Source organism: Kitasatospora sp. GAS1066B (genome assembly GCF_041262605.1).
Classification (GTDB): Bacteria; Actinomycetota; Actinomycetes; order Streptomycetales; family Streptomycetaceae; genus Kitasatospora.
In genome coordinates this window covers 1-25,185 of sequence record NZ_JBGCCO010000004.1, presented here as the reverse complement: position 1 = coordinate 25,185, position 25,185 = coordinate 1, and the positions used below count along the sequence as shown (strand labels likewise).

22 protein-coding genes are annotated in these 25,185 nt (G+C 72.9%); 16 read left to right on the top strand and 6 right to left on the bottom strand.

Translation table 11 applies throughout. The annotated features are described in order from the left end of the window. Positions 1–67: 67 nt before the first annotated feature. On the bottom strand, positions 68–685 hold the full coding sequence (locus ABH937_RS05060; protein ID WP_280688765.1) for an HNH endonuclease: 618 nt from the start codon (positions 683–685) through the stop codon (positions 68–70). Between the two features lie 380 nt (positions 686–1,065). On the opposite strand from ABH937_RS05060, the gene ABH937_RS05055 reads away from it, so the two are divergent. From ABH937_RS05055 to ABH937_RS05020, 8 genes are all read left to right on the top strand, one after another. Further along, entirely contained in the window at positions 1,066–2,196 is a 1,131-nt protein-coding gene (locus ABH937_RS05055; protein WP_370146231.1) for a mechanosensitive ion channel family protein, read from the top strand. Positions 2,197–2,433: 237 nt separating this feature from the next. After that, positions 2,434–3,621: an ROK family transcriptional regulator gene (locus ABH937_RS05050; protein WP_280688764.1), complete on the top strand. Its 1,188-nt coding sequence runs from the start codon at positions 2,434–2,436 to the stop codon at positions 3,619–3,621. Positions 3,622–3,745: 124 nt separating this feature from the next. Beyond that, positions 3,746–5,086, top strand: a complete 1,341-nt coding sequence (locus ABH937_RS05045; protein ID WP_280688763.1) for an extracellular solute-binding protein — start codon at positions 3,746–3,748, stop codon at positions 5,084–5,086. A gap of 7 nt (positions 5,087–5,093) precedes the next feature. Next, positions 5,094–6,068 (top strand): sugar ABC transporter permease, encoded by a 975-nt coding sequence (locus ABH937_RS05040; RefSeq protein ID WP_280688762.1) that lies wholly within the window; start codon positions 5,094–5,096, stop codon positions 6,066–6,068. 2 nt (positions 6,069–6,070) lie between these two features. Further along, positions 6,071–6,973, top strand: a complete 903-nt coding sequence (locus ABH937_RS05035; RefSeq protein ID WP_280688761.1) for a carbohydrate ABC transporter permease — start codon at positions 6,071–6,073, stop codon at positions 6,971–6,973. Positions 6,974–6,978: 5 nt separating this feature from the next. Next, the gene (locus ABH937_RS05030; RefSeq protein WP_280689037.1) at positions 6,979–8,262 is read left to right on the top strand and encodes a 6-phospho-beta-glucosidase; all 1,284 of its coding nucleotides are present in this window, start codon (positions 6,979–6,981) and stop codon (positions 8,260–8,262) included. Positions 8,263–8,328: 66 nt separating this feature from the next. Beyond that, the gene (locus ABH937_RS05025; protein WP_280688760.1) at positions 8,329–9,384 is read left to right on the top strand and encodes an N-acetylglucosamine kinase; all 1,056 of its coding nucleotides are present in this window, start codon (positions 8,329–8,331) and stop codon (positions 9,382–9,384) included. 46 nt (positions 9,385–9,430) lie between these two features. Further along, positions 9,431–10,048 (top strand): TetR/AcrR family transcriptional regulator, encoded by a 618-nt coding sequence (locus ABH937_RS05020; RefSeq protein ID WP_280688759.1) that lies wholly within the window; start codon positions 9,431–9,433, stop codon positions 10,046–10,048. Positions 10,049–10,069: 21 nt separating this feature from the next. On the opposite strand, the gene ABH937_RS05015 is transcribed toward ABH937_RS05020, so the two are convergent. Together ABH937_RS05015 and ABH937_RS05010 are read right to left on the bottom strand one after the other, a co-directional pair. Further along, positions 10,070–10,519, bottom strand: coding sequence for a nuclear transport factor 2 family protein (locus ABH937_RS05015; protein ID WP_280688758.1), 450 nt, complete (start codon positions 10,517–10,519; stop codon positions 10,070–10,072). Between the two features lie 129 nt (positions 10,520–10,648). After that, positions 10,649–11,284: a DUF4291 domain-containing protein gene (locus ABH937_RS05010; protein WP_280688757.1), complete on the bottom strand. Its 636-nt coding sequence runs from the start codon at positions 11,282–11,284 to the stop codon at positions 10,649–10,651. 221 nt (positions 11,285–11,505) lie between these two features. Between ABH937_RS05010 and ABH937_RS05005 the strand changes: the two genes are divergently transcribed. Further along, positions 11,506–12,297: a ZIP family metal transporter gene (locus ABH937_RS05005; RefSeq protein ID WP_280688756.1), complete on the top strand. Its 792-nt coding sequence runs from the start codon at positions 11,506–11,508 to the stop codon at positions 12,295–12,297. 62 nt (positions 12,298–12,359) lie between these two features. Here the strand turns inward: ABH937_RS05005 and ABH937_RS05000 are convergent, their stop codons facing one another. Both ABH937_RS05000 and ABH937_RS04995 read right to left on the bottom strand, forming a co-directional pair. Further along, complete coding sequence (locus tag ABH937_RS05000) at positions 12,360–12,941, bottom strand: nucleosidase (protein ID WP_280688755.1); 582 nt, start codon at positions 12,939–12,941, stop codon at positions 12,360–12,362. Positions 12,942–12,973: 32 nt separating this feature from the next. Then, entirely contained in the window at positions 12,974–14,002 is a 1,029-nt protein-coding gene (locus ABH937_RS04995) for a cytochrome c oxidase assembly protein (protein WP_280688754.1), read from the bottom strand. Between the two features lie 255 nt (positions 14,003–14,257). On the opposite strand from ABH937_RS04995, the gene ABH937_RS04990 reads away from it, so the two are divergent. The 7 genes from ABH937_RS04990 (at position 14,258) to ABH937_RS04960 (ending at position 24,188) form a co-directional block, all read left to right on the top strand. Further along, a complete protein-coding gene (locus tag ABH937_RS04990; protein ID WP_280688753.1) occupies positions 14,258–15,622 on the top strand; it encodes a hypothetical protein in 1,365 nt (454 codons plus the stop codon). Positions 15,623–15,633: 11 nt separating this feature from the next. Next, complete coding sequence (locus ABH937_RS04985; RefSeq protein ID WP_280688752.1) at positions 15,634–16,560, top strand: glutamate ABC transporter substrate-binding protein; 927 nt, start codon at positions 15,634–15,636, stop codon at positions 16,558–16,560. A gap of 35 nt (positions 16,561–16,595) precedes the next feature. Continuing rightward, positions 16,596–17,942 (top strand): hypothetical protein, encoded by a 1,347-nt coding sequence (locus ABH937_RS04980; RefSeq protein WP_280688751.1) that lies wholly within the window; start codon positions 16,596–16,598, stop codon positions 17,940–17,942. Positions 17,943–17,947: 5 nt separating this feature from the next. Then, positions 17,948–20,470 carry a serine/threonine-protein kinase gene (locus ABH937_RS04975; protein WP_280688750.1) on the top strand — a complete coding sequence of 841 codons (2,523 nt, stop codon included), beginning with the start codon at positions 17,948–17,950 and terminating at the stop codon, positions 20,468–20,470. Between the two features lie 2 nt (positions 20,471–20,472). Beyond that, a complete protein-coding gene (locus tag ABH937_RS04970; RefSeq protein WP_370146227.1) occupies positions 20,473–21,636 on the top strand; it encodes a protein phosphatase 2C domain-containing protein in 1,164 nt (387 codons plus the stop codon). Between the two features lie 52 nt (positions 21,637–21,688). After that, positions 21,689–23,050: a VWA domain-containing protein gene (locus tag ABH937_RS04965; RefSeq protein WP_280688749.1), complete on the top strand. Its 1,362-nt coding sequence runs from the start codon at positions 21,689–21,691 to the stop codon at positions 23,048–23,050. Positions 23,051–23,258: 208 nt separating this feature from the next. Further along, positions 23,259–24,188 carry an FHA domain-containing protein gene (locus ABH937_RS04960; RefSeq protein ID WP_280688748.1) on the top strand — a complete coding sequence of 310 codons (930 nt, stop codon included), beginning with the start codon at positions 23,259–23,261 and terminating at the stop codon, positions 24,186–24,188. A gap of 350 nt (positions 24,189–24,538) precedes the next feature. Here ABH937_RS04960 and ABH937_RS04955 read toward each other — a convergent pair. Next, positions 24,539–25,185: hypothetical protein (locus ABH937_RS04955; RefSeq protein WP_370146225.1), on the bottom strand; the 647-nt coding region annotated here is incomplete at its 5' end.

Below are 25,185 nucleotides of genomic sequence, written 5' to 3'. Positions count from 1 at the left end.
GGCGGGCCGGTGGTGCGCTCGCTCGAGCGCGCCACCGGCCCATGAGGCACCGTTCGGCCCTCGCTGGTCAGGCGGTGAGAGCCTCCGGCTGCTCATCGCGGTGGACGGGACGGGACCGGCCCAGCGGAACCGGTGCTCCCGCGTGGTCGGTATGGTCGTGGTGTTCGAAGTCACGGAACTGGTCCGTGCCGCCGTACGGCTCCAGGTAGGGCCGCCAGCGCGGGTCCCTGATCCCGGTTCCGATGATGCGCCAGGCGAGCCCGCTGGGCGGAGCCGGAGGTCGCTTCATCCGCCACCCGAGCTCGGTCAGGTGGCGGTCGGCCTTCATGTGGTTGCAGCGGCGGCAGGCCGCCACCACGTTGTCCCAGCGGTGCTGCCCGCCGCGACTGCGCGGGATCACGTGGTCGACGCTGGTCGCGGCGGCCCCGCAGTAGACGCAACGCCCGTGGTCACGGGCGAACAGTGCGCGGCGGGTGAGCGGTACTGGCCCGCAGAACGGCACCCGGACGAACCGGGTGAGCCGGACCACGGAGGGCGCCGTAACGGCGCTGGTGGCGCTGTGCAGAGTGACACCCGAGTCCTCCAGGCTGACCGCCTTGTGGTTGAGGACGAGGATGAGGGCGCGGCGCATCGATACGACGCCGAGTGGCTCGTAGGACGCGTTGAGGACCAGGACATGCGGCACGGATGCCTCCTTGGACGCCTGCGGCGCGTGGCTCGCGCCGGGACGAGCGGATGATCGCGCATCGCTGCGCGATCACCCCCAGTGTCGCCTTACGACTTTGTACGGCGCCACCACTACCGGGTAACGGCCCGAAGAGGCTTCGGTCGCGACCGGTCGTACTGATCTCTATGCCCAGCGGCGCACCGTGTCGCACTCGAACGGCCGTCACGACGCCGCTGAGCGGCCCAGGAAGATCACTCCGACGGGACCTCGTGGTCCCCCGGCGGGCAAACGGCGGGGAAACAGGGCGGTGGACGGGCGTTAGGCTGAGGTGCCCGGTCCGCGTGGGCGGTGTGTCCCGCACGGACCGGTGGCGTGTCCCTCTGCAGGAAGGTTCCACCGTGAGCTGGTCCGGTCCCCCGGCCCTCCTCCCCCTGGCCGCCGCCGGCCCGTCGGCCGCTCCGCCCCAGGCCCCGTCGCTGCACCTGCCGACCAGTGCGGACGACGTGACCTCAAGCGCCAAGCAGACCGCGTCCTGGCTGGACGCCAACTGGGCGAGCTGGGTCGAGGGCGCGCTGCGGATCCTGATCATCGTGGTGCTCGCGGTCCTGCTGCGGGCGGTGGTGCGCAAGCTGATCGCGCAGTTCATACAGCGGATGACCCGCGAGCCGGAGGCCGACGCCGACTCGATCGGCCGGCTGGGCGGGCTGCTGGTGAACACCGAGCGCCGCCAGCAGCGCTCGGCGGCGATCGGCTCGGTGCTCAGCAGCGTCGCCTCGTTCAGCATCCTGGGCACCGCCGCGCTGATGGTGCTGTCGGCTCTCGGCATGGACCTGGCGCCGCTGCTGGCCAGCGCCGGCGTGGCCGGGGTGGCGATCGGTTTCGGCGCGCGCAACCTGGTGACGGACTTCCTCTCCGGGGTCTTCATGATCATGGAGGACCAGTACGGCGTCGGGGACGAGATCGACACCGGGGTGGCCAGCGGCACCGTGCTGGAGGTCGGCCTGCGGGTGACCAAGCTGCGCGGTGCGAACGGCGAGATCTGGTACATCCGCAACGGCGAGGTGAAGCGGATCGCCAACATGAGCCAGGGCTGGTCGACCGCGACGGTGGACGTCCAGGTCGGCTACCGGGAGAAGCTGGACCAGGTCACCGAGCTGATCCTGCGCACGGCCGAGGACTTCGCCCAGGAGGCGCCCTGGGACGAGTTGCTCTGGGAGCCGGTGGAGGTGCTGGGCGTGGAGTCGGTGGCCGCCGACGCCGTGGTGCTGCGGGTGCAGGCCAGGACCATGCCGGGCAAGGCGACCCTGATCACCCGGGGGCTGCGGCAGCGCCTCAAGCTCGCCTTCGACGAGGCCGGGATCAAGCTCAAGGAGGAGGACGGGATCGCGGCCGCCGTGGCCGCCGTGGCTCCGGCGGACGCGCTGCCGCCGTCCGCGCTCTCCGATCCGGCCTCGGCCCGTTCGCTGGCCGTCCGGCCGATCCCGGCGCCCACGCCGGAGGAGCAGCAGGCGTTCGGCAAGCTGCCGTAGCGCCGCGCTCCGCGCGAAGTCGCACGTCACGGAGCCCCGCGACCCCGATCTCCGGGTCGCGGGGCTCCGTCGTGTCCGCACCGTGATGTCGGACTGCACGTCGAAGGTCAGTCGAAGGTCAGTCGAAGGTCAGTCGAAACCATTGACAGCCTGCCCTCGACTGTTAGTAAAGTTTCCAATCATCGCAAGGGGTCACCACCACCCCGACGCCAGCGCCGATGAGGGAGGATCGAGCCCGTGACAGATTCCACCAGCACTCGCCGCCCCGGCACCCCCAGCCGGCTACGGGCGATCAACGACCGGGCGGCACTCGACCTGCTGCTCGAGCACGGCCCGCTCTCCCGCACCCGGATCGGCGCCCTGACCGGCCTGTCCAAGCCCACCGCCTCCCAGTTGCTGGCCCGCCTGGAGGCAGCCGGGCTGGTGGTCCCGGTGGGCACCACGGCGGGCGGCCCGGGGCCGAACGCGCAGCTCTACCAGGTGAACCCGGCCGCCGGGTACGTCGCGGGCCTGGATGTGACGCCCAGTCAGATCAGCTTCGCGGTGGCCGACATCACCGGCCGCACGCTGGCCGAGCACGAGGTGCCCACCCCGGGCCGGCAGGCCGCCGGCACGGTGGCTCGGGTCGCCGACGGGGTGGCCGAGACGCTGCGGCTGGCCGGCCTCGCGCCGGGCTGCCTGAGCGAGGTCGCCATCGGCACCCCGGGCGCGCTCGACCCGACCACCGGCAAGCTGCGCTACGCCCCGCACCTGCCCGGCTGGCACGACCCGCAGCTGCTGACCGAGCTGCGAGCGGCGCTGGGCGCGCCGGTCTCGATCGAGAACGACGTCAACCTGGCCGCTGTCGCCGAGCGAGCCCTCGGCTCGGCGCGCGGCTGCGACGACTTCGTGCTGCTCTGGGCAGCCGAGGGGATCGGCGCCGCGATCGTGATCGGCGGCCGCTTGTACCGTGGCTTCACCGGCGGTGCCGGCGAGGTCGGCTACATGCCGGTGCCCGGCGCGCCGGTGGTCCGCAACGTCCGCCGGGAGAACTCCGGCGGCTTCCAGCAGCTGGCCGGCGCCGACGCCGTACTCGCGCTGGCCAAGCGGCACGGGCTGTCCGGCAGGACGGCCGAGGCCGCGATCGAACGCGCACTGGTGACCCCGGGCGCGGGCGAGGAGTTCCTCGGAGAGCTGGCCGACCGGCTGGCCACCGGGTTGGCCGCGGTCGTCGCGGTGATGGACCCCGAGATCGTGGTGCTCTCCGGCGGGATCCCCACCGCCGGCGGCGATCGGCTGCGCGAGCTGGTCCGCGAGGAACTCACCGGCCTCGCGGTGCCCCGCCCCCAGTTGCTCAGCAGCACCGTCCCCGGCTCCCCCGTGCTGCACGGCGCCCTGCACCACGCCCTGACCGCCGCGCGGGAAAGGGCCTTCACCACCGCCTGACGCGCACCACCGCCCGACACAGCACCGCCCGACACAGCACCGCCCGACGCACCACCCCTCCCCACCTTCCCCCCGCCGGGTGGACGGGCCATGCCGCCCGCCCCCGCACCCCCCTGGAGGACGCGTGTCCCAGACCCGTACCCGCCGCTCCCTCGCCTCGATAGCACTCGGCGCGAGCGTCGTGCTCCTGGCCGGCTGCACCGGACAGAGCTCCGCCGGAAGCGACACCTCGACCAACGGCAAGGACGTCACGATCACGTTCTGGCACGGCTGGAGCCAGCCCAACGAGACCGGCGCGATCAACGCGAACATCGCCAACTTCGAGAAGCTCAACCCGCACGTCCATGTCAAGGTGGTCGCCAACATCTCGGACGACAAGAGCGAGCAGGCGCTGCGGGCCGGCGGCCCCGACGCGCCGGACGTGGTCTCCTCGTTCACCACCGACAACGTGGGCAAGTTCTGCACCGACAAGATCTGGGCCGACCTGACGCCCTTCCTCAAGCAGGACGGCATCGACCCGAAGGCCACCTTCCCGGCGCCGATGCTGCAGTACAGCGGCTTCCAGGGCGACCAGTGCTCGCTGCCGCTGCTCGGCGACGCCTACGGCCTCTACTACAACAAGAAGGCCTTCGCGGCCGCCGGGATCACCGCGCCGCCCAAGACGCTCAGCGAGTTCGACGCCGACGCGGTGAAGCTGACCGTCCCGAGCGGCGACGGCTACCAGCAGCTCGGTTTCATGCCGGACTACCACGGCTACGAGTCCTCCCCCGCGCACTACCTCGGCCAGTGGGGCACCGGCTACTTCGACGCCAGCGGCAAGTCGAACCTGGCGAACGACCCGACGGTCACCCAGATGCTCAGCTGGCAGAAGGACCTGGTGAACCAGCTCGGCGGCTACGACAAGCTGGAGAAGTTCCGCACCGGCTTCGGTGACGAGTTCAGCGCCAAGAACCCGTTCGAGACCGGCCAGGTGGCGATGGCGATCGACGGCGAGTGGCGGACGCAGTCGATCTCCGACGACAACTCCACGGTCGACTACGGCACCGCGCCGTTCCCGGTGCCGGACGCGCTGGCCAGCACCTACGGCCGCGGCTACCAGACCGGCACCATCGTCGGCATCGCCCGGACCAGCACCAAGCAGGCCGCCGCCTGGCAGTTGGTGAAGTACCTGACCACCAACACGGACGCCGTGGTCAGCTTCGCCAACGCGATCCACAACGTGCCGAGCACCGTCGCCGCGCTCAACTCGCCGAACCTGACCCAGGATCCGAACTTCAAGACGTTCCTGGACATCGCCAAGAACCCGAACTCCTCGACCACGCCCGCCAGCATCAACGGCGGCGCGTACCAGGTGAGCCTGCAGAACTTCGCCTACGACGTGGAGAGCGGCAAGCAGACCGACCTGGCCGGTGGGCTGAAGGCCACCGACAAGGAAATCGACGCGGCCGTGGCCCAGGCGAAGTGACACCCCGATGGCACTGACCCGAGCCACCCGCCCGGCGGCGCGCGTACCGCAGGCCCTGCGCCGCAAGCGCCGCCGGGAGACCGCCCGCACGCTGGCGTTCCTCTCCCCCTGGCTGATCGGCTTCGGCTTTTTCTTCGCCTACCCGCTGATCTCCACCGTCTACTTCTCCTTCATGAAGTACGACGGCTTCGCCCCGCCCGTCTTCACCGGCCTGAAGAACTGGGACTACGTCTTCAACCACTACCCCTTCTTCTGGCAGGGCCTGCGCAACACGCTCTGGCTGGTCGTGGTGATGGTGACGCTGCGGGTGCTCTTCGGGCTCGGGATCGGGATGCTGATCACCAAGGTGAAGAGCGGCGCGGGCCTCTTCCGCACCGCCTTCTACCTGCCCTACCTGGCCCCGCCGGTGGCCGCCACGATCGCCTTCGCGTTCCTGCTCAACCCCGGCACCGGGCCGGTGAACCACCTGCTCGGCAAGCTCCACCTGCCGCAGCCGGGCTGGTTCAACGATCCGACCTGGTCCAAACCGGCCCTCACCATGCTGGCCCTGTGGGGCATCGGCGACCTGATGGTGATCTTCATGGCCGCGCTGCTCGACGTGCCGACGGAGCAGTACGAGGCGGCCGAGCTGGACGGCGCCGGACCCTGGCAGCGGTTCCGCTACGTCACCTACCCGAACATCTCGCCGATCGTGATGTTCGCGGTGGTCACCGGCGTGATCCAGACCATGCAGTACTACACCCAGGCCATCGTGGCCGGGCAGGTGGCCAGCGGCATCATCGGCGGCTCCGGCGAGCAGTTCGAGCCCGGCTTTCCGCAGGGCTCCACCTGGACGCTGCCGCAGATGGTCTACAACCTGGGCTTCCAGCGCTTCGACACCGGCTCGGCCTGCGTGGTGGCGCTGGTCCTGTTCGCCCTGTCGATGGCCTTCACCAGCCTGCTGCTGCGCCGCCGGGCCGGCTTCGTGACGAGCGAGGACTGAGCATGACGCTGACTTCGACCCCCACGCTCGCCAAGCCGGTCGGCGCCGGCAGGCACGGCGACGCGGTGCGCGCCGCCCGGCGCCGGGCCGCCCTGCACTGGGTGGCCGTGCACTCCACCGCGGTGGCGGCGGCGCTCTTCTTCCTGATGCCGTTCGTCTTCGTCTTCCTCACCTCGGTGATGACCGACCGCCAGGCGCTGACCACCGACTTCTGGCCGCAGAACTGGCAGTGGGGCAACTACGTCAAGGTGTGGCAGACCCCGGGCTTCCTGACCTGGTGGCGCAACACCTTGGTCTACGCCGGGGCGGGCACCGCGCTGACCATCGTCTCCAGCCTGCCGGTCGCCTACGCGCTGGCCCGGTTCCGGTTCCGGGGGCGCAACCTGGCGCTGATGGCGGTCATCTCGATGATGATGCTGCCGCCGCAGGTGACGGTGATCCCGATGTACCTGTTCTGGGCCAAGCAGTTGCACTTGACCGGGACGCTCTGGCCGCTGATCATCCCGATGGCCTTCGGCGACGCCTTCTCGATCTTCCTGCTGCGCCAGTTCCTGCTCACCATCCCCAAGGAGTACACCGAGGCGGCCCGGGTGGACGGCTGCGGGGAACTGCGCACCCTGCTGCGGGTGATCCTGCCGATGGCCAGGCCCGCCGTCTCCGCGGTGGCACTGTTCCAGTTCTTCTACTGCTGGAACGACTACTTCGGACCGCAGATCTACTCCAGCGAGAACCAGGGCGCCTGGACGCTCAGTTACGGCCTGCAGTCGTTCAAGAGCGCGCACCACACCAACTGGAACCTCACCATGGCGGCCACCCTGCTGGTGATGGCACCGGTGATCGTTCTCTTCTTCTTCGCACAGAAGGCCTTCATCGAAGGTGTGACCCTGACAGGAGTCAAGGGCTGATGTCTCTGAAACTCGCGATCGTCGGCGGCGGCTCCACCTACACGCCCGAACTGATCGACGGCTTCGCCCGGTTGCGCGACCGGCTGCCGATCGCCGAGCTGGTGCTGGTCGACCCGGCCGCCGAGCGGCTGGAGTTGATCGGCGGCCTGGCCCGGCGGATCTTCGCCAAGCAGGGGCACCCGGCCGTCGTGCGGACCACCGGCGACCTGGCCGCGGGCGTCGCGGACGCGGACGCCGTGCTGCTGCAGTTGCGGGTCGGCGGTCAGACGGCGCGGGGCGAGGACGAGGCCTGGCCGCTGGAGTGCGGCTGCGTCGGCCAGGAGACCACCGGCGCGGGCGGGTTGGCCAAGGCGCTGCGCACCGTCCCGGTGGTGCTGGAGATCGCCGAGCAGGTCCGCCGGGCCAACCCGGACGCCTGGATCATCGACTTCACCAATCCGGTGGGCATCGTCACCCGGGCCCTGCTGGAGGCCGGGCACAAGGCGGTCGGCCTGTGCAACGTGGCGATCGGGTTCCAGCGCAAGTTCGCCGCGCACCTGGGCGTGGCACCGGAGTTGATCAGGCTCGACCACGTCGGACTGAACCACCTGACCTGGGAGCGCGGGGTCACGCTGCTGGAGACGCCCGAGGCGACCACCGGGCGCGAGGTGCTGCCGGAACTGCTCGACGGCTTCGGGCCCGAGATCGCCACGGACCTGGAGCTGCCGCTGCCGTTGATCCGCCGGCTCGGCGTGGTGCCCTCCTACTACCTGCGCTACTTCTACCAGCACGACGAGGTGGTGGAGGAGCTGCGCGAGAAGGGTTCGCGGGCCGCCGAGGTCGCCGCGATCGAGCGCGAACTGCTGGACCTGTACGCGGACCCGACCCTGGACAGCAAGCCCGAGTTGCTGGGCAAGCGCGGCGGCGCCTTCTACTCGGAGGCGGCCGTGCAACTGCTCGCGGCGCTGCTCGGGACCGGCGGCGAGCGGTACGACGTGCAGGTGGTCAACACCCGCAACGACGGGCTCCTGCCGTTCCTGCCGGACGACGCGGTGATCGAGGTCCCGGCCCGGGTCGGCCCGCACGGGGTGTCCGTGCTGCCGCAGCGCCCGGTCGAGCCGCTCTACCGGGGCCTGATCGCGAACGTCACGGCCTACGAGCAACTGGCCCTGGAGGCAGCCCTGAAGGGCGGCCGCGACCGGGTCTTCGACGCGCTGCTCGCCCACCCGCTGGTCGGCCAGATCGAGCTCGCCGACCAGCTGACGGACCGGCTGCTCGCACACAACAGCCGGTACCTGAGCTGGCTCTGACGACCAGTCATGCACCGCGCCCCGGCCGGACCGGCCGGGGCCTCATGGACGAGCCCCGGGGAAACGATGGACCACCACCAGCTGGAACCGCACGATCACGCCACCGAGCCCGTCGGCGTGATCGCCATCGACGCGGGCAACAGCAAGACCGATGTCGCCCTGGTCGGCGCCGACGGGCAGCTGCTCGGCACCGCGCGCGGCGGCGGCTTCACGCCGCACCTGGACGGTCCCGAGACGGCCGTCGCCACGCTCGCGCCGCTGATCGCGGCGGCAGCCCGGGCGGCGGGGCTCGGCGCCACCGCCGGGCCGCTCGGGCAGCACCTCCAGGCCTGCCTGGCCAATGCCGATCTGCCGGTCGAGGAGCAGCAGCTGGAGCGCGCGCTGGCCGCGTACGGCTGGGGCCGCACGGTCGCCGTCAGCAACGACACCTTCGGACTGCTGCGGGCCGGCAGCGCCACCCCGTACGGGGTGGCGGTGGTCTGCGGGGCCGGGATCAACTGCGTCGGCCTGCTGCCCGACGGCCGCACCGTGCGGTTCCCCGCGCTCGGCCAGCTGACCGGCGACTGGGGCGGCGGCGGCGGGCTGGCCGCCGAGGCGATGTGGCACGCCACCCGGGCCGAGGACGGGCGCGGTACGGCGACCGCGCTGGCCCCCGCGATCGCCGCGCACTTCGGGCTGCCCGACGCCACCGCCGTCGCCGAGGCGCTGCACCTGCGCAAGCTGGGCCAGGAGCGGCTCCACGAGGTGGTGCCGCTGATCTTCGGCTGCGCGGAGCGGGGCGATCAGGCGGCGCTGGAGCTGATCGACCGTCAGGCCGACGAGATCACCAGGCTGGTGCGGGTCGCGCTCACCCGGCTCGAACTGCTGGACACCCCGACCCCGCTGGTGCTGGGCGGCGGGGTGCTGGCCGCCGAGCACCCGCTGCTGCTGGACAACCTGACCGCCCGGCTGCACGCCCTGGCCCCGCAGGCGCTGCCTCGGATCGTCACCGCTCCCCCGGTGCTCGGCGCGGCGCTGCTCGGCCTGGACCGGCTGGCCGACGGGGGCCTGGGCGGCGGCGAGGCGGCCCAGCGGCGGCTGCGCGAGGCGTACGGCAGCACGACGGCGGCGGTGGTGGCGTAGCGCCGCCCTTTGCCCGCTGTACCTACTGGTAGGTACGATGCCTCGCATGGACACCTCCGGATCGAACGCCGCCGGGCCGAACGCCGCCGGGCCGAACGCTGCCGAGCGCCTGATCGAGAGCACCCGCGAGCTGCTCTGGGAGCGCGGGTACGTCGGCACCAGCCCCAAGGCGATCCAGCAGCGGTCGGGAGTGGGCCAGGGCAGCATGTACCACCACTTCGACGGCAAGCCCGACCTGGCGCTGGCCGCGATCACCCGCACCGCACAGGAGGTCCGGGCCGGCGCCGAGGCGGACTTCGCCGGCCCCGGCACCGCGCTGGAGCGGATCACCGCCTACCTGCGCCGGGAGCGGGACGTCCTCAAGGGCTGCCCCGTCGGGCGGCTCACCCAGGACCCGGAGGTGATCGCGGACCCGATGCTGCGCCAGCCGGTCGAGGAGACCTTCGGCTGGCTGCACGGCCGGCTGGCCGAACTGCTCGCCGAGGGCCTCGCGAACGGCGAGTTCAGCGCGGAACTCGACCCGGCGGCCACCGCCGGCGCCGTCGTCGCGGTGGTCCAGGGCGGCTACGTGCTGGCCAGGGCGGCCCAGTCGCGGCAGCCGTTCGACGAGGCCGTCACGGGCGCGCTCGGCCTGCTCGCCGCCCGGAGCACGACCGGCCACTGACGGGCGGGCCCGCGAAGACCGTCAGGCGTCACCGTGGATCAGGCCCGCGATCGCCTCCGGGGTGGCGTCCAGGGCGGCCATGCTCTCCAGCACGTTGAAGTAGTCGCGCGAGACGGCGATCAGCCCGTCGCGGACCCGGACCACCATGATGTAGGTGAAGGCGAACGGCCGTCCGGTCGAGCTCACCGTGCCGCGCACCTGGTACTCGGCCACCACCACCTCGGGGTCGTCCGTGTCGTGCAGGTGCAGGACGTCGACACCGGTGTACACCCACCGGCCGGCCCGCTCCTTCAGCCGGGTCCGGAACTCCTCGCGGCCGTGCGAGACCTTGGGCGCGCCGGCCGGGGCGAACGGCATCTCGATCACCACGTCGGGCGCGTAGAGGTCGGCGAGTTCGTCGCGGGTGCCGTGCACGACGGTGTGGAACAGCTTCTCCAGCACCTGGCGCGGGGTCAGGACGGTTTCGGACATGGGAGTGCTCCTCCGGAGTCGGCAGAACGGGACCGGTGGAATCGGAACGGTGGCCCCGCTTCAGTATCCGGAGAGTCCGCCCCGCTTGTCTACCCCCCGCTTGTCTACCCCCCGCTTGCCGACGCCCCGTCAGATCTCCTGCGGCGACATCCGCAGCTCCCGGACCACCTCCACCGCGACCGGCGGGTACGGCAGTTCGGCGGGCAGCAGCGCGGCGGCCGCCGACCGGTCACCGGCCCGCACCAGATCCCGCACCCGGTGGGCGAGCGGCGTGACGTCGCGCACCGCGCGCAGCCAGTGGTCGGCGTAGTCGCGGGTGGCGCGGCCCGCCAGGCCCAGTTGGAGCGAGCGGTGGCCCAGCGGGTTGAGGTCCAGGTCGCGCTCCGGGTCCCACTGCACCCGCACCGTGCTCTCCTTCAGCCGCTTCGACCAGGCGGCGCGGTCGGCGTGCACCTCGGAGTCGTAGTGCGAGAGGACGGCCCGGCCGAGCGCGGACTCGAAGCCGGCCCGGGTGATCTCCAGGGCCAGCACCACCTCCTGGCCCGGCTTGGTGCCGTAGCCGCTGCGGTACATCATCCAGCGGAAGCTCGGCTTGATCCAGGTCATCCGGCTGCGGCTCCAGTCGGCCGGGAACTCCCCGTGCCGGGCCGCGTGCTCGCCGATCGCGGGCGGGTAGGCCTGGTAGACCGTCACCGTCTGCTCGGTGTAGGCGGCGCGGATCTGCCGGACCGGCAGTGGGGCGGCTTCGCTGCTCTCGTGCTGCATCGGGTCAGTCTGCACCGGGCGGGTGGCCACCGTCACCGGGATTACGAGGCACTCGGGACTCTTCCTTGGGCCACTCTTGGGCTGTTCATGGCCGACCGGGAATCCCCTCGTGATCCGACCGTTGCCTGGCCGAGACCTCCGACCCAACGGCTTGTTAGGTGAGCCTTGCCTGGCTTACTGTCTGCGGCGACACCCTCATTCCGACCCCACCGGAGCAAGCCTTGTCCAGCGGTCAGATCGCCCTCCTCGGGGCCATCGCAGGCTTCACCATCTACCTCGGCCTGCCGATCGGACGGCTGCGCAACCCGGCGCCCCGGCTGCGGGCCGGCCTGAACGCGCTGGCCATCGGGATCCTGATCTTCCTGATCTGGGACGTGCTCACGCACGCCTGGGACCCCACCGACCAGGCACTGACCGAGAAGCACTGGGGCACCGCGATCAGCGGCGCGCTGGTGCTGGCCACCGGCCTGGGGATCGGGCTGGTCGGGCTGGTCTACTACGACCGCTGGAACGCCCGGCGGCGGGCCAAGGCGGCCGGTGTCGAGGGCGCGAAGGCCGGCGCGGCCGAGCTGGCGATGATGATCGCGGTCGGCATCGGCCTGCACAACTTCGCCGAGGGCCTGGCGATCGGCAACTCGGCCGCGCGCGGCGAGATATCGCTGGCCGTGCTGCTGATCATCGGCTTCGGCCTGCACAACGCGACCGAGGGCTTCGGCATCGTGGCCCCGCTGGCCGCCGAGGGCACCCGCCCGTCCTGGGGCAGCCTCGGCCTGCTCGGCCTGATCGGCGGCGGCCCGACCTTCGCCGGCACCCTGGTCGGCCAGCACCTGGTCAACGACAAGCTGAGCATCGCGTTCCTGGGCCTGGCGGCCGGCTCGATCCTCTACGTCGTCATCGAGCTGCTCGCGGTGGCCCGGCGGGCGGCGCTCAAGGAGTTGACCACCTGGCTGATCCTGGCGGGCGTGCTGCTGGGCTTCGCCACCGACGCGATCGTGACGGCCGGCGGGGCGTGAACCGCGCCTGAGCGCGTCGAGCGACTGCGAGGGGGGCGCCGGTCGGCGCCCCCCTCAGTGGTTCAGCGCCCGGCGAGTTGCTCGCGCACCCAAGCCGCCAGCCGCACGGCGCAGTCGTCCACCGAGTCCCGCCAGGCCTTCGCCGCGCCCTCGCCGGCCTCGTCGCTGACGTACTTGACCAGCCGGACCGGAACTCCCGCGCGCTGGGCGGCGGCAGCGACGGCATAGCCCTCCATGTCGACCAACTCGGCCGCGGCGGCCAGCCGGTCGCGGGCGGCGTGGTCGGAGACGAAGAGGTCGCCGGTGGCGAGCACGGCGCCGTCGGCGGCCAGGGTGAGCGGGCCGCCGAAGCTCTGGCCGGTGAGCTGCCGCAGCACCCTGGTGTCCAGGTCGTGTTGGAGCACCGTGCCGATCAGGTGGATCCGACCGTCCAGCCCGGGCCGCAGCGCGCCGGCCGTCCCGAGGTTGATCACCTCGGCCGGGTGCGGGCCGCTCGCCAGGACGGTGGCCAGCGCGGTGGCGGCGTTCACCTTGCCCATGCCGGTGAGCAGGACCGGCAGGTCCTCGCCCAGGTGGGCGGCCTCCTCGGCGACGGCGAGGACCAGGAGCGGGCGGTCAGGGGCGACGGTTCCGATCAGCTGCATGCGCCCGATCGTACTGAGACAGGCCCGCGTACTCAGCCGTCGGCGCCGAACCGGTGCTTCAGGTTGGGGTCGTCCAGCCACCACGGGCGCAGCCCGACCTCGGCCGGCTCGGCCTCGCCGCCCTCGCCGCCCTCCGCCCCGGCCGCCTGGGCCGCCTCCGCTGCCGCCGCGTACTGCGCGTCCAGCACCGCGTCCACCGCCGCCGTCTCCTCGCGGCCCTGCACGATCATCCGGCGGATCAGCGCGCAGAGGAACGGCAGGCCGACCAGATCGCCCAGCACCCAGAGCGCGTTGCCGCCCCAGGTCTGGTCCTGCGCGATGCTCGGGCCCCAGGGGCGGTCCAGCGTGACGTAGTAGTGCTCGGCGACGATGTGACCGCCGTAGATCAGCACGATGCCGAGCGCCGCGTCGAAGATCACCTCGACGAAGGTGATCACGAGCCCGATCAGGTGCGGGTACTCGTGGCCGACCGGGTCCAGTTGCAGCCGGGGCCAGAAGTAGGCCAGCCCGAGCAGCACCAGCGAGACGTGCAGCCCGATGTTCCAGGCGCCGCTGCTCAGACTCTTCTCGTACCAGGGGGTGAAGTAGAGCAGCCACGGCGGCGCCAGCAGCAGCACGGTGGAGACCGCCGGGAACATCAGCACCTTGGACGGCCCGCTGCGCAGCGCCCGCAGGATCCGCTCCCGGCGGTCCGGCGGCGAGGCCTCGGCCAGCAGCGAGACCGGCGCACCCATCGCGATCAGCAGCGGGACCAGCATCAGCAGCAGGACCACCTGGACGGCCCGGTCGGTGAACAGGATCCGGTCGTAGACGCCGATGCCCGAGCAGGTGACCCAGATCCAGAGCAGCAGCCCGCCGAAGAAGTTCAGCGTGCGGGTCGGCTGCCAGCGCTGCCCGGCCCGGGCCAGCGTGCGCAGACCGAGCAGGTAGCCGCCGCCGAGCAGCGCGCAGAGCGCCAGCACCACCGGCTCGGCGGTCCACGAGGTGGCCAGGTCGGCCCACTGCCACGGCGGCGGGCCGTGGTATCCGGCGGCTTCGGCCAGGACTGCTGTGCTCTGCATCGTTCGCGCTCCATGCTCCGCCCGGGTGCGGCGGGTTCCCACGCCATCATGGCCGACCGCGAGTCGATCACCGGCAGCGGGGCACCGACGCCACGCCGTCCAGCGCGCCACCCGCCGGTGGCCCGGCGCCGCAACCGCACTAAGGTTCAGTCGCGTCTTGGCGCAAGTCACGTGTGGCTGTCGGACGCGGTGGCCATACTGCTGGCAACGGGCCGGTCCTGACCGTCGGGGTGGCCTTGGGGGAAGGTGGGGCGGGTGGCAACACCAGCGCAGACGGCGGCACGACCGCCGGGACAGGGTGGCGGCGCGCCACCACCGTATCCACGACGCCCACCGACGCCGCCGCGGGCGCGACGGCGCGACCGCTGGCGGGCCGCGGCCCGCACCGCGCCCGGGCAGCTGCGGCTGACCGGGACCGCCCTGGTGGTCCTGGTGCTCGCCTTCGGCGCCCTGACGGGGTGGCAGGTGGCCGACCGCAGCAGCGCGGCCGACCAGGTGGTCACCCACAGCCAGCCGCTGAGCCAGAACGCGACCGAGATCTACCGCTCGCTGGCGGACGCCGACACCACGGCGGCCTCCGGTTTCCTGCTGGCCGGCGGCGAACCGCGCGAGGTCCGCCAGCGCTACCAGGACGACCTGGCGAACGCCGCCCAACTGCTCACCCAGGCCGCCGCGCAGAGCGCAGGCGCAGGCCGGGCGCAGACCTGGATCGACCAGCTCAACCAGCAACTGCCGGTCTACTCGGGCCTGGTGGAGACCGCGCGGACCAACGACCGGCAGGGCCTGCCGTTGGGCGCGGCCTACCTGAGCTACGCCTCCAACCAGATGCAGAGCCAGCTGCTGCCGGCCGCCCAGCACCTGTCCGACGCCGAACTCGCCCGGCTGAACCAGGACTACGCCGACGCCCAGGCCACCCCCTGGGCGGCCTACGTGCTCGGCGCGCTGCTCCTGGCCGGCCTGCTCTGGGTGCAGGTCCGGCTGTTCCGGCGCACCAACCGGGTGCTCAACCTCGGGTTGCTGGGCGCCACCGGCGCGCTGCTGGCCACCCTGCTCTGGCTGACCGTCGGGGTGCTGGCCGCCGACTCGGCGCTCTCGGACAGCCTCGAGCACGGCTCGACGCCGCTGCAGGCGCTCAACCTGGCCCGGGTGGACTCGCTGCAGGCACGCACCGCGGAGAACCTCAACCTGGTCGCGCGCGGCTCCACCACCCAGTACGCCGACCAGTGGACCAAGACCTCGGCGGCCGACTCCGGCGCCCTGGCCAATGCCCAACAGCTGGCCCCGAGCGGCGCGGCGGCGGACATCAAGGCCGCCCGCGACCAGTTCTCGCTCTGGACCCAGCGGCACACCGCCGCCGACGCCAAGAACAACGCCGGCGACTACCAGGGCGCGCTGGACGGCACGGTGGGCAGTGGCGCGGACAGCGCGCAGCCGGCCTTCCTGGCGCTGGATCAGGACCTGGCGAACGCGGTGAAGGTCGAACAGGCCGACTTCCTGAGCGCGGCGAAGAACGGACGGGACGCCACCGGCACCGTCGTCTACGCCGCCGCCGTGCTCGCCCTGCTGGGTGCGGCGGGCGTGCTGCGCGGGATCGGCCGCCGGCTGGCGGAGTTCCGATGACGGGGGGACGGATGACTCGACGGGTACGGACCTCACTGGTCGCAGCCGCCCTGCTGGCGCCGCTCGCGCTGGCCGGTTCGGCCTCGGGCGTGGCGGGGCGGGCGGCGGTGGCCGGTGCGACGGTCAAGACGGCGGCGCCGACCTGCGATCCCACCAAGAGCCTGCCGCCGAGCAGCAGCGACAGCGGCCCGGCGGTGAGCGCGATCAAGAAGCGCGGCTACCTGATCGCCGGCGTCGACCAGAACAACTACCACTGGGGCTTCCGGGATCCGGCCAGCGGCCAGGTGGAGGGCTTCGACATCGACATCGTGCACGCGATCGCCCAGGCCATCCTGGGTGACCCGAGCAAGGTCGTGTTCAAGATGGTGCCCACCGCGCAACGTATAGAAGCCATCAAGAACGGCCAGGTGGACGTGATCGCGCGTACCATGACGATCACCTGCGACCGGCTGAACGACGTGGCCTTCTCCACGGTCTACTTCCAGGCCGGACAGCAGGTGGTGGTACCGAAGGCGGCCCACGCAACGAGTGTCGACGGCGCACTGAAGGGGAAGACGGTGTGCGTGTCGCAGGCCTCGACCGCGCAGGATCAGCTGAAGCAGGATCCGCGCGGGGTGAAGGCGATCACGGTGGTGGGCAACGACCTCGACTGCCTGGTGCGGATGCAGCTCGGGCAGGTGGACGCGACGCTGACCGACAACGCGATCGCCGTCGGCCAGGCCGCCCAGGACCCGACGGTCCAGGTGGTCGGCCCCTCCATCACCGACGAACCGTACGGCGTGGCGATGTCCAGGACCGCGCCCGACCTGGTGGCCCGGGTGAACCAGGTGCTGGCCGACTACCGCGGCGGTGGTGGTTGGATGGCCAGCTACGACAAGTGGCTCGCGCCCTACCTGGGATCCTCCGACGGCCCGCCGCCCGCGAACTACCTGCCGTGAGAACCGAACTGACCGAGGATTGAGGAGAGAAGGGCGTGGCGTTGACAGGATCCGCTGGCCCGGTGCTGAGCCGGGAGGAGGTGGACCGCGAGCTGTCCCGGCTGAGCGCCGAGCGCGAGGCCGTCGAGGCGGCGCTGCTCGCGCTCCAGGACCATCCCGGCCGGCGCCTGCTGGAGGGCGCGGCCCTGTCCGGGCGCACCGAGGAGCGCTGGTCGGTGGCCAACCAGGGCCTCGGCCTGCTCTGGGCCTTCTTCGACCGCTACTCGGAGGCGCTGGCCGCCGCCCGCGCGGTGCGCTCACGCCGGGTGCGCCCGACCTCGCCCGAACTGGCCGAGCTGAGCGAGCTGTTGCGTGGCCGCGCGGTCACCGTCTCGGGCGGCCAGCTGCCCAACGCGGCGATGCAACTGACGGGCCCTGCCCGGATGGTGGAGCAGATCAGCCTCGGCGAGCTGATGGACCGGATGAACTCCTGGTACGCCACCGTGCTGGAGGTGGTCAGCGCGGCCGACGCGGTCTGGTCCGCGCTGCCGGCCAGGATCGACCTGCTGCTCGCCGAGCTGCGCCGGGTGGCAACGCTTGCCGCCTCGGTCGGCGTGCGGGCCGGCGCGCACCCGCTGGCCGACGAGCTGGGCCGGCTCGAACAGGAGCTGACGGAGCTTCGGGCCCAGGTGCTGGCCGACCCGCTGGCGCTCTGGCGCCCGGCCCGGGTGCCGGCCCAGCGCGGTCGGGAGACCGCGAGCAGCGTGGCCGCCCAGGCGGCCGCGGCCGGCGCGGTGGACACCGAGCGGTTCGACCAGGCCGGCCGGGCGCTGGACAACGTGCGGGTCGAGCTGGAGCAGTTGCTCCGGCTGCGCGACGAGGCGGACGAGCGGCTGCACCAGGTCGCCGACCTGCTGCGGCGCGCGGACGCCACGCTGGGCGAGGCCCGGCAGGCGCGCGGCGAGGTGCTCGCCAAGATCGCGGCGACCGAGGTGCCGGCCGTGCCGGGGCCGCTGGCCGCGCTGCGCGACGGGGTGCACCAGGCCGCCGAGCTGCGCCAGAGCGGGCAGTGGCACCGGCTGGCGCCGCTGCTCGACGCCCTGGAGGAGCAGGCCGCCCAGGAGTTGACCCGGGCCCGGCAGTCGCTGACCGAGGTGACCGCGCCGCTGGCCGTCCGGGCCGAGCTGCGCGGCCGGCTGGACGCCTACAAGGCGATGGCGGCCCGGCTCGGGGTGGCCGAGGACCCCGAGGTGATCGAGCGTTACGAGAAGGCCCGCTGGCTGCTGTGGAGCGCCCCGTGCGATCTGCGCGCGGCAGCGGCGGCGGTGGCGAGATTCCAGCAGGCGCTCCGTCCGGCGGCGGCGCCGCAGGACGCGCGGCGGTACGAAGGACAGGGGGACTGAGAGCCATGGGCGAAGCCTGTGTGCGGCCGGACTGCTCCGGCGGTGTGATCGACGAGGACGGCTACTGCACCGAGTGCGGGCTGGCCCCGCTGTCGGCGACGACCGGTCGGGCCGGTGCGCCGGCGGCCACCGCGACGGCGGGCCCCGGCGCCCGCTGCGCGCGGGCCGGCTGCGCCGGCACCATCGACGCGGACGGATTCTGCGACGAGTGCGGCCTGGCCCCCGAGGGCGGCGCGGCGATCCCGTCCGCCCGGCAGTCGCCGGACTCCTCCTCGGTGCGCTCGATGCCCTCCAGCCGGACCGGCTCGGCCCGTGCCATGTCGGGCCGTTCGCGCTCGCACCGCTCCACCCGCACCGGCACCCGCGGCTCGGTCTCGGTGCGCAGCAGCAAGTCCACCGGCACCACCGCCGGGCGCCCCCGGCTGGGCGCCGGCCTGGTGACGGTCCCCACCGTGCCGACCGCCGACCCCTCGCTGGCCGTGCTGGAGAACCCCGAGGTCCCCGAGCGCAAACGGTTCTGCAGCAAGTGCGAGCGCCCGGTCGGCCGGGAGAAGAACGGCCGCCCGGGCCGCCCGGACGGCTTCTGCAGCAACTGCGGCACCGCGTACTCCTTCACCCCCAAGCTGCGCCGCGGCGATCTGGTCGGCGGCCAGTACGAGGTGCTGGGCTGCCTGGCGCACGGCGGCCTGGGCTGGATCTACCTGGCGGTGGACCGCCGGGTCTCGGACCGCTGGGTGGTGCTCAAGGGCCTGCTGGACAGCGGCGACGAGGACGCGCTGGCGGCGGCGATCGCCGAGCGGCGCTTCCTGGCCGAGGTGGACCACCCGAACATCGTGCGGATCATCAACTTCGTCGAGCACCCGGACCTGCGCACCGGCTCGACCGACGGCTACATCGTGATGGAGTACGTCGGCGGCAAGTCGCTCAAGGACATCGCCAACGAGCGGCGCGGCGCGGACGGCAAGCGCGAGCCGCTGCCGGTCGAGCAGGCCATCGCCTACGGGCTGGAGGCGCTGCCGGCGCTCGGCTACCTGCACAGCCGGGGCCTGATCTACTGCGACTTCAAGATCGACAACGTGATCCAGAGCGAGGACACGCTCAAGGTCATCGACATGGGCGCGGTGCGCCGCTTCGACGACGACGGCCCGATCTACGGCACCGTCGGCTACCAGGCGCCGGAGATCGCCACCGACGGCCCGTCGCCCGCCTCCGACCTGTACACCGTGGCCCGCACCCTGGCCGTGCTCAGCTTCGACTTCCAGGGCTACAGCACCACCTGGGTCGACGAGTTGCCCGGCCCCGAGCAGGTGCCGGTCTTCGCCGAGTACGAGTCCTTCTACCGCCTGCTGGTGCGCGCCACCGACCCCGACCCGAGCCGCCGGTTCTCCTCCGCCGATGAGATGGCCGACCAGCTGACCGGCGTGCTGCGGGAGATCCTGGCGCTCAAGGACCGCAACCCGCGGCCCGCCCTCTCCACCCTGTTCGGTCCCGAACTGCGGGTGGTGGACACCGAGTTGGTGACCGACGGTGAGCCGCCCGCGCCCGGCCTGCCGCGACTGCGGCCGCTGGACGCGGCGGCCACCGCGCTCGCCCTGCCGGTCCCCCGGGTGGACCCGAGCGACCCCAACGCGGGCTTCCTGGCCGCGCTGATGGCCACCCGCGCCGCCGACGTGCTCTCCGCCCTGCAAGGCGCGCCGGTCAACTCGGTGGAACGCCGGCTGCGCGAGCTGCGGGCGCTGATCGAGCTGGGCCGGCACACCGACGCCGCCGCCTCGCTCGCCGAGCTGCAGGCCGGTGACGGGGACGACTGGCGGGTGGTCTGGTACCGCGGCCTGTCCCAGCTGACGGCCGCGGGTGCCGCCGGCGATCCGGCGGCAGCCCGGGCGCTGGCCGAGGCCGCCGCCGAGGCCTTCGACGCGATCTACGACGCCTTCCCCGGCGAGTCCGCGCCCAAGCTGGCGCTCGGCATCTGCGCCGAACTGCTCGGCCACGCCGAGGACGCGGCCGAGTTCTACCGTCTGGTCTGGACCACCGACCACGCCTATGTCAGCGCCGCCTTCGGCCTGGCCCGGGTCTGCCTGGCGGCCGGCGACCGGGCCGGTGCGGTGGCCACCCTGGAGTCCGTCCCGGAGACCTCCAGCCACTACACCGCCGCCCGGATCGCGAGCATCCGGGCCCGGCTGCGCGAGCGCCCGGGCCAGGAGCCGCTGGGCGGCGACCTGCTGGCCGGTTCGGCCCAGCTGAGCTCGCTCGGCCTGGACGACCGGCGGCGCGAGCAGCTCTCGGTGGAGGTGCTGGACGCCGCGCTCGGCTGGGTGCTGGCCGGTCGGCCCACGCCCGCCGCGAGCCGACCGCTGCCGGCCGGCGACGGCGACGTCCAAGTGCTCGGCCACCCCGCCCGGGAGCGCGAGCTGCGGTTCGCCCTGGAACGCTCCTACCGGGTGCTGGCCCGGCTGGCGGAGCGGGCCGAGGACCGGATCGAACTGGTCGAGCGGGCCAACCGCACCCGCCCGCGAACCTGGGTGTGACGATGATGGAGTTTCAGCGGGTCTGCCCGTTCTGCGCCGAACCGCTCGACCCGCAGGACGTCTTCTGCGAGGCCTGCGGGCGCCACCTGGCGTCCGCCGCCGAGCGCGGCGAGGAGCAGCAACCGGCCGCCGACGACGGCGACTTCGAGCTGCCGGCGCCGAACGGCTGCGCGCAGTGCGGTTCGCTGTCGCTGAGCCAGGACGGCTACTGCGAGTCCTGCGGCGCGGCCCAGCCGCGCCCGCGCGACCACCAGGAGCGCGAGCTGTCCGGGGTGGCCGCGGTGAGCGACCGCGGGGTGCGCCACCACCGCAACGAGGACGCCTTCGCGGTGGCCGCCACCTCGCTGCCCGGCGGCGAGAACGCGCAGGTCGCGGTGGTCTGCGACGGCGTCTCCTCGGCCTCGCGCCCTGACGAGGCGTCACAGACCGCCGCCGACACGGCCAGCGAGGCGCTGCTGACCGCGCTGGAGCACGGTGTGGAGCCGGAGCCGGCGATGCGCGGGGCGATCCTGACCGCCGCCGAGGCGGTCGCCGAGCTGGGCCGCACCAGCGGTCCGGAGGCCGGGCGCAACTCCCCCGCCTGCACCTTCGTCGGCGCGGTCGCGGCGGGCGGCGTGGTCACCATCGGCTGGGTCGGCGACAGCCGGGCCTACTGGATCCCGGACGACCGGGAGGGCGCCGAGCCCTACCGGCTGACCGAGGACGACTCCTGGGCCGCCGGGATGGTCGCGGCCGGCCTGATGAGCGAGGCCGAGGCCTACGCGGACGCCCGGGCGCACGCGATCACCGGCTGGCTGGGCGCGGACGCCGAGGAGGTCGAGCCGCACACCGTGGCCTTCACCCCGCACGTGCCCGGGGTGCTGGTGATCTGCAGCGACGGGCTGTGGAACTACGCCGAGGCCGCCACCGACCTGGCCGACCTGGTGCGGGTCGACGCCCAGCGGGACCCGCTGCGGGCCGCCCGGGCCATGGTCTCCTTCGCGGTCGGGGCGGGCGGCCACGACAACATCACCGTGGCGGTGCTGCCCGTGCTGCCCGATCCGGCCGGCGGCTACACCGACACGCTGCTGGACCTGCCGGTGATCACCGCCCCCGCCGCCGCGCCGCCGATGCCGCCGGTCCCCCCGGTGCCCCCGCACCCGCCGCTGCCCCTGCCGCCCCGCTGACGACGCTTCCCGGCCATCCCATCCCCTTTCCACGCTTCAGGAGTTCACGGCCATGGCCAGTCTCGCCAAGTCGAACCTGCCCCGCTTCACCACCGACATCTTCCAGAACGAGTACCTCGCCGAGGGCGCCCGCGAGGTCAACGCGATCGTCACCGTGACGGCCACCGGCGGCGGCACCACCGGCGGCCGGCCGCTCGGCGCCGGCGACGCGGGCGGCGACGCGGGCCAGAGCGCCGCCGTGGTGCTGATGGTGGACTGCTCCGGCTCGATGGACTACCCGCCCACCAAGATGCGCAACGCCCGGGACGCCACCGCGGTGGCCATCGACACGGTGCGCGACGGGGTCGCGTTCGCGGTGGTGGCCGGCACCCACGAGGCCAAGGAGGTCTACCCGGGCGACGGCGGCCTGGCGATCGCCTCGCCGGCCACCCGGGAGGCGGCCAAGCAGTCGCTGCGCAAGCTCACCGCCGGCGGCGGCACCGCGATCGGCACCTGGCTGACGCTGGCCGACAAGCTCTTCCTGACCCGCCGCGACTTCGCCATCCGGCACGGCATCCTGCTCACCGACGGCCGCAACGAGCACGAGAAGCCCGAGGACCTGCAGCGGACCCTGGACCGGGTGAGCGGCCACTTCACCGCCGACTGCCGCGGGGTCGGCACCGACTGGGAGATCCCCGAACTGCGCCGGATCTCCTCCGCGCTGCTCGGCACGGTGGACATCGTGGCCGAACCCTCGGGCCTGGCCGACGACTTCCGCTCGATGATGGAGGCCGCGATGGGCAAGCAGGTCGCCGACGTGGCGCTGCGGGTCTGGACCCCGGCCAACGCGAGCGTCAAGTTCGTCAAGCAGGTCGCCCCGAACCTGGAGGACCTCACCGAGCGCCGGGCCGAGGCCGGCCCGCGGGCCGGCGACTACCCGACCGGCTCGTGGGGAGACGAGAGCCGCGACTACCACGTCTGCGTGGAGGTCCCGACGGCCGCGGTCGGCAACGAGATGCTGGCCGCCCGGATCTCGCTGGTGCTGCCGCAGGCCGGCGGTACCGCCGAGGTGCTCACCCAGGGCCTGGTCAAGGCGGTCTGGACCGACGACCTGGCCTCCTCCACCAAGATCAGCCCGCAGGTCGCCCACTACACCGGCCAGGCCGAGCTCGCCGACGCCATCCAGGAAGGCCTGGAGGCCCACCGGGCCGGCGACCTGGACCGCGCCACCTCCAAGCTCGGCGCGGCCGTCCGCCTCGCCCACCAGACCGGCAACGAGGGCACCTTCAAGCTGCTCCAGAAGGTGGTCGACGTGGTGGACGCCAAGGAGGGCACGGTCAAGTTCCGCAAGGACGTCAGCGAGGCCGACTCGATGACCCTGGAGACCCGCTCGACGAAGACGGTCCGGGTGGCCGGCAAGAAGCGCCCGGAGTGAGCGCGGCGGGCGCGCACCGGCGCGCACCGGGCATGAACGGCTTCGATCCGGCGTTCACCGCTTCACCACTCATCGGTATCGTGGTGCGCTGACATGACCTGCTGCCGCTACCTGCCGGACCTGCTGAGATGTGGGGGACTTGATGCCGATCTGCCCTAGGGGCCATGAGTCGCAAGCCGAGGACTGGTGCGATTTCTGTGGCTTCCCGATGAACCCGGCCTCCGGCTCGGTGCCGGGCGGGGCGGCCGGTGGGGCACCCTACTCGGCGCCGCCGATGCCGCAGATGCCGCCCGGTCCGCCGCCGGGCACGGCCGGGGGCTACCCGGCGGGGGCCACCGAGGCCCTGGTCAGCTGCCCGATCTGCCAGACCCCGCAGACCGGCCGGTACTGCGAGGAGTGCGGCTACGACTACGAGCTGGCCGCGTCCGCCCCGCAGCAGCCTCAGCCTCAGCAGCAGGCGCCGGGCGGCTACGGCTACCCGCCGATCGGCCAGCCTCCCCAGCCGCAGGGCGGCTACGGCTACCCGCCGCAGGAGCCGTCGGCCCCCCAGCCCTACCCGTCGTCGAACGGCAACGGCTACCCCGAGAACAACTACCCGGGCCAGGCCTACCCCGACCAGGGCTACCAGCAGCAGCCCGAGCAGCAGGCTCCCCCGCAGCAGCAGTCGATGGAGTACCCGACCTCGTTCGCGCTGACCCCGCCGGCCGCCCCGCACCAGCAGCAGTCGCGCACCACCTGGGTGGCCGTGGTCGCCGCGGACCGCGAGTACTTCACCGACATGATGGCGCGCAGCGGCCCGGAGGCCTCCGGGCTGTTCTTCCCGCCGTACTGCCCCGAGCGCCGGATCCCGATCACCGGCCGCGGCCAGCTGCGGATCGGCCGGCGCAGCCAGCACAAGGGCACCGTCCCGGAGATCGACCTCTCAGTGCCACCGGAGGACCCGGGCGCCTCCCACCAGCACGCGCTTCTCGCCGAACAGCCGGACGGCAGCTGGGTCCTGGTCGACCAGGACTCGACCAACGGCACCACCGTCAACGGCGGCCCGGACCCGATCGCCCCGCACACCGCCATCCCGCTGACCGAGGGCGACCGGATCCACATCGGCGCCTGGACCACGATCACCCTGATCCGGGCGTAGGTCCGCTCCTGTCCGCCGCTGTCCCACCAGGGTGTGGGACGGCGGCGGATCGCTGGTCGGTGCCAGCTGCTCTCAGGCGGCGACACCCGTAGGTCGCCGGAGTACTGGTCCGGCTGCCGAGAGCAGGAGGCGGGGGGGGGGCCCCCCCGGGGGGGGGGGCGCCCCCCCCCCCCCCCCCCCCGGGCCCCCCCCCCCCGGGGGCCCCCCCCCGCGGGGGGGCCGGCGGGCGACCCCCCCGGGGCCCCCCCCGGGGCGGCGGGGGGGCCCGGGGGGGGGGGCCCCCCGCGGGGGGGGGGGGCCCCCCCCCGGGGGGGGGGGCCCCCCCACCGCCGTCACGACCGGAGAGCCGATCAGCTCCGGGTCGCCAGGACCTGGCTGGAGCCGTCGGGCATCCCCGCGATGGCCGCCCGCTGAGCGGGGAAGGTGCTCGACCCGTACGGCCCCTGGACGGCGGCGAAGCCGCTCCAGTTGCCGTTGGCGAGGCGGATGTCGTGGTAGACGTTGCCGTCATTGCCGATCGCCAGCACCTGCGAGGAGCCGTTCGGCATCCCCGCGATCGCCACCGCGCTCGCGGCCATGTTCGGCGAGCCGGCGCTGGGCAGCGGGGCGAAGCCACTCCAACTGCCGTTGGCGAAGCGGATCTCGTGGTAGACGTTGCCGTCGTTACCGATCGCCAGCACCTGCGAGGACCCGTCCGGCATCCCCGCGATGCCCGCCTTGCGCGCCGACATGTTCGGCGAGCCGGCGCTGGGCAGCGGGGCGAAGCCACTCCAACTGCCGTTGGCGAAACGGATCTCGTGATAGACGTTGCCGTCGTTACCGATCGCCAGCACCTGCGAGGACCCGTCCGGCATCCCCGCGATCGCCACCGCCCTGGCCGACATGTTCGGCGAGCCCACACCGGGCAGCGGGGCGAAGCCACTCCAACTGCCGTTGGCGAAGCGGATCTCGTGGTAGACGTTGCCGTCGTTACCGATCGCCAGCACCTGCGAGGACC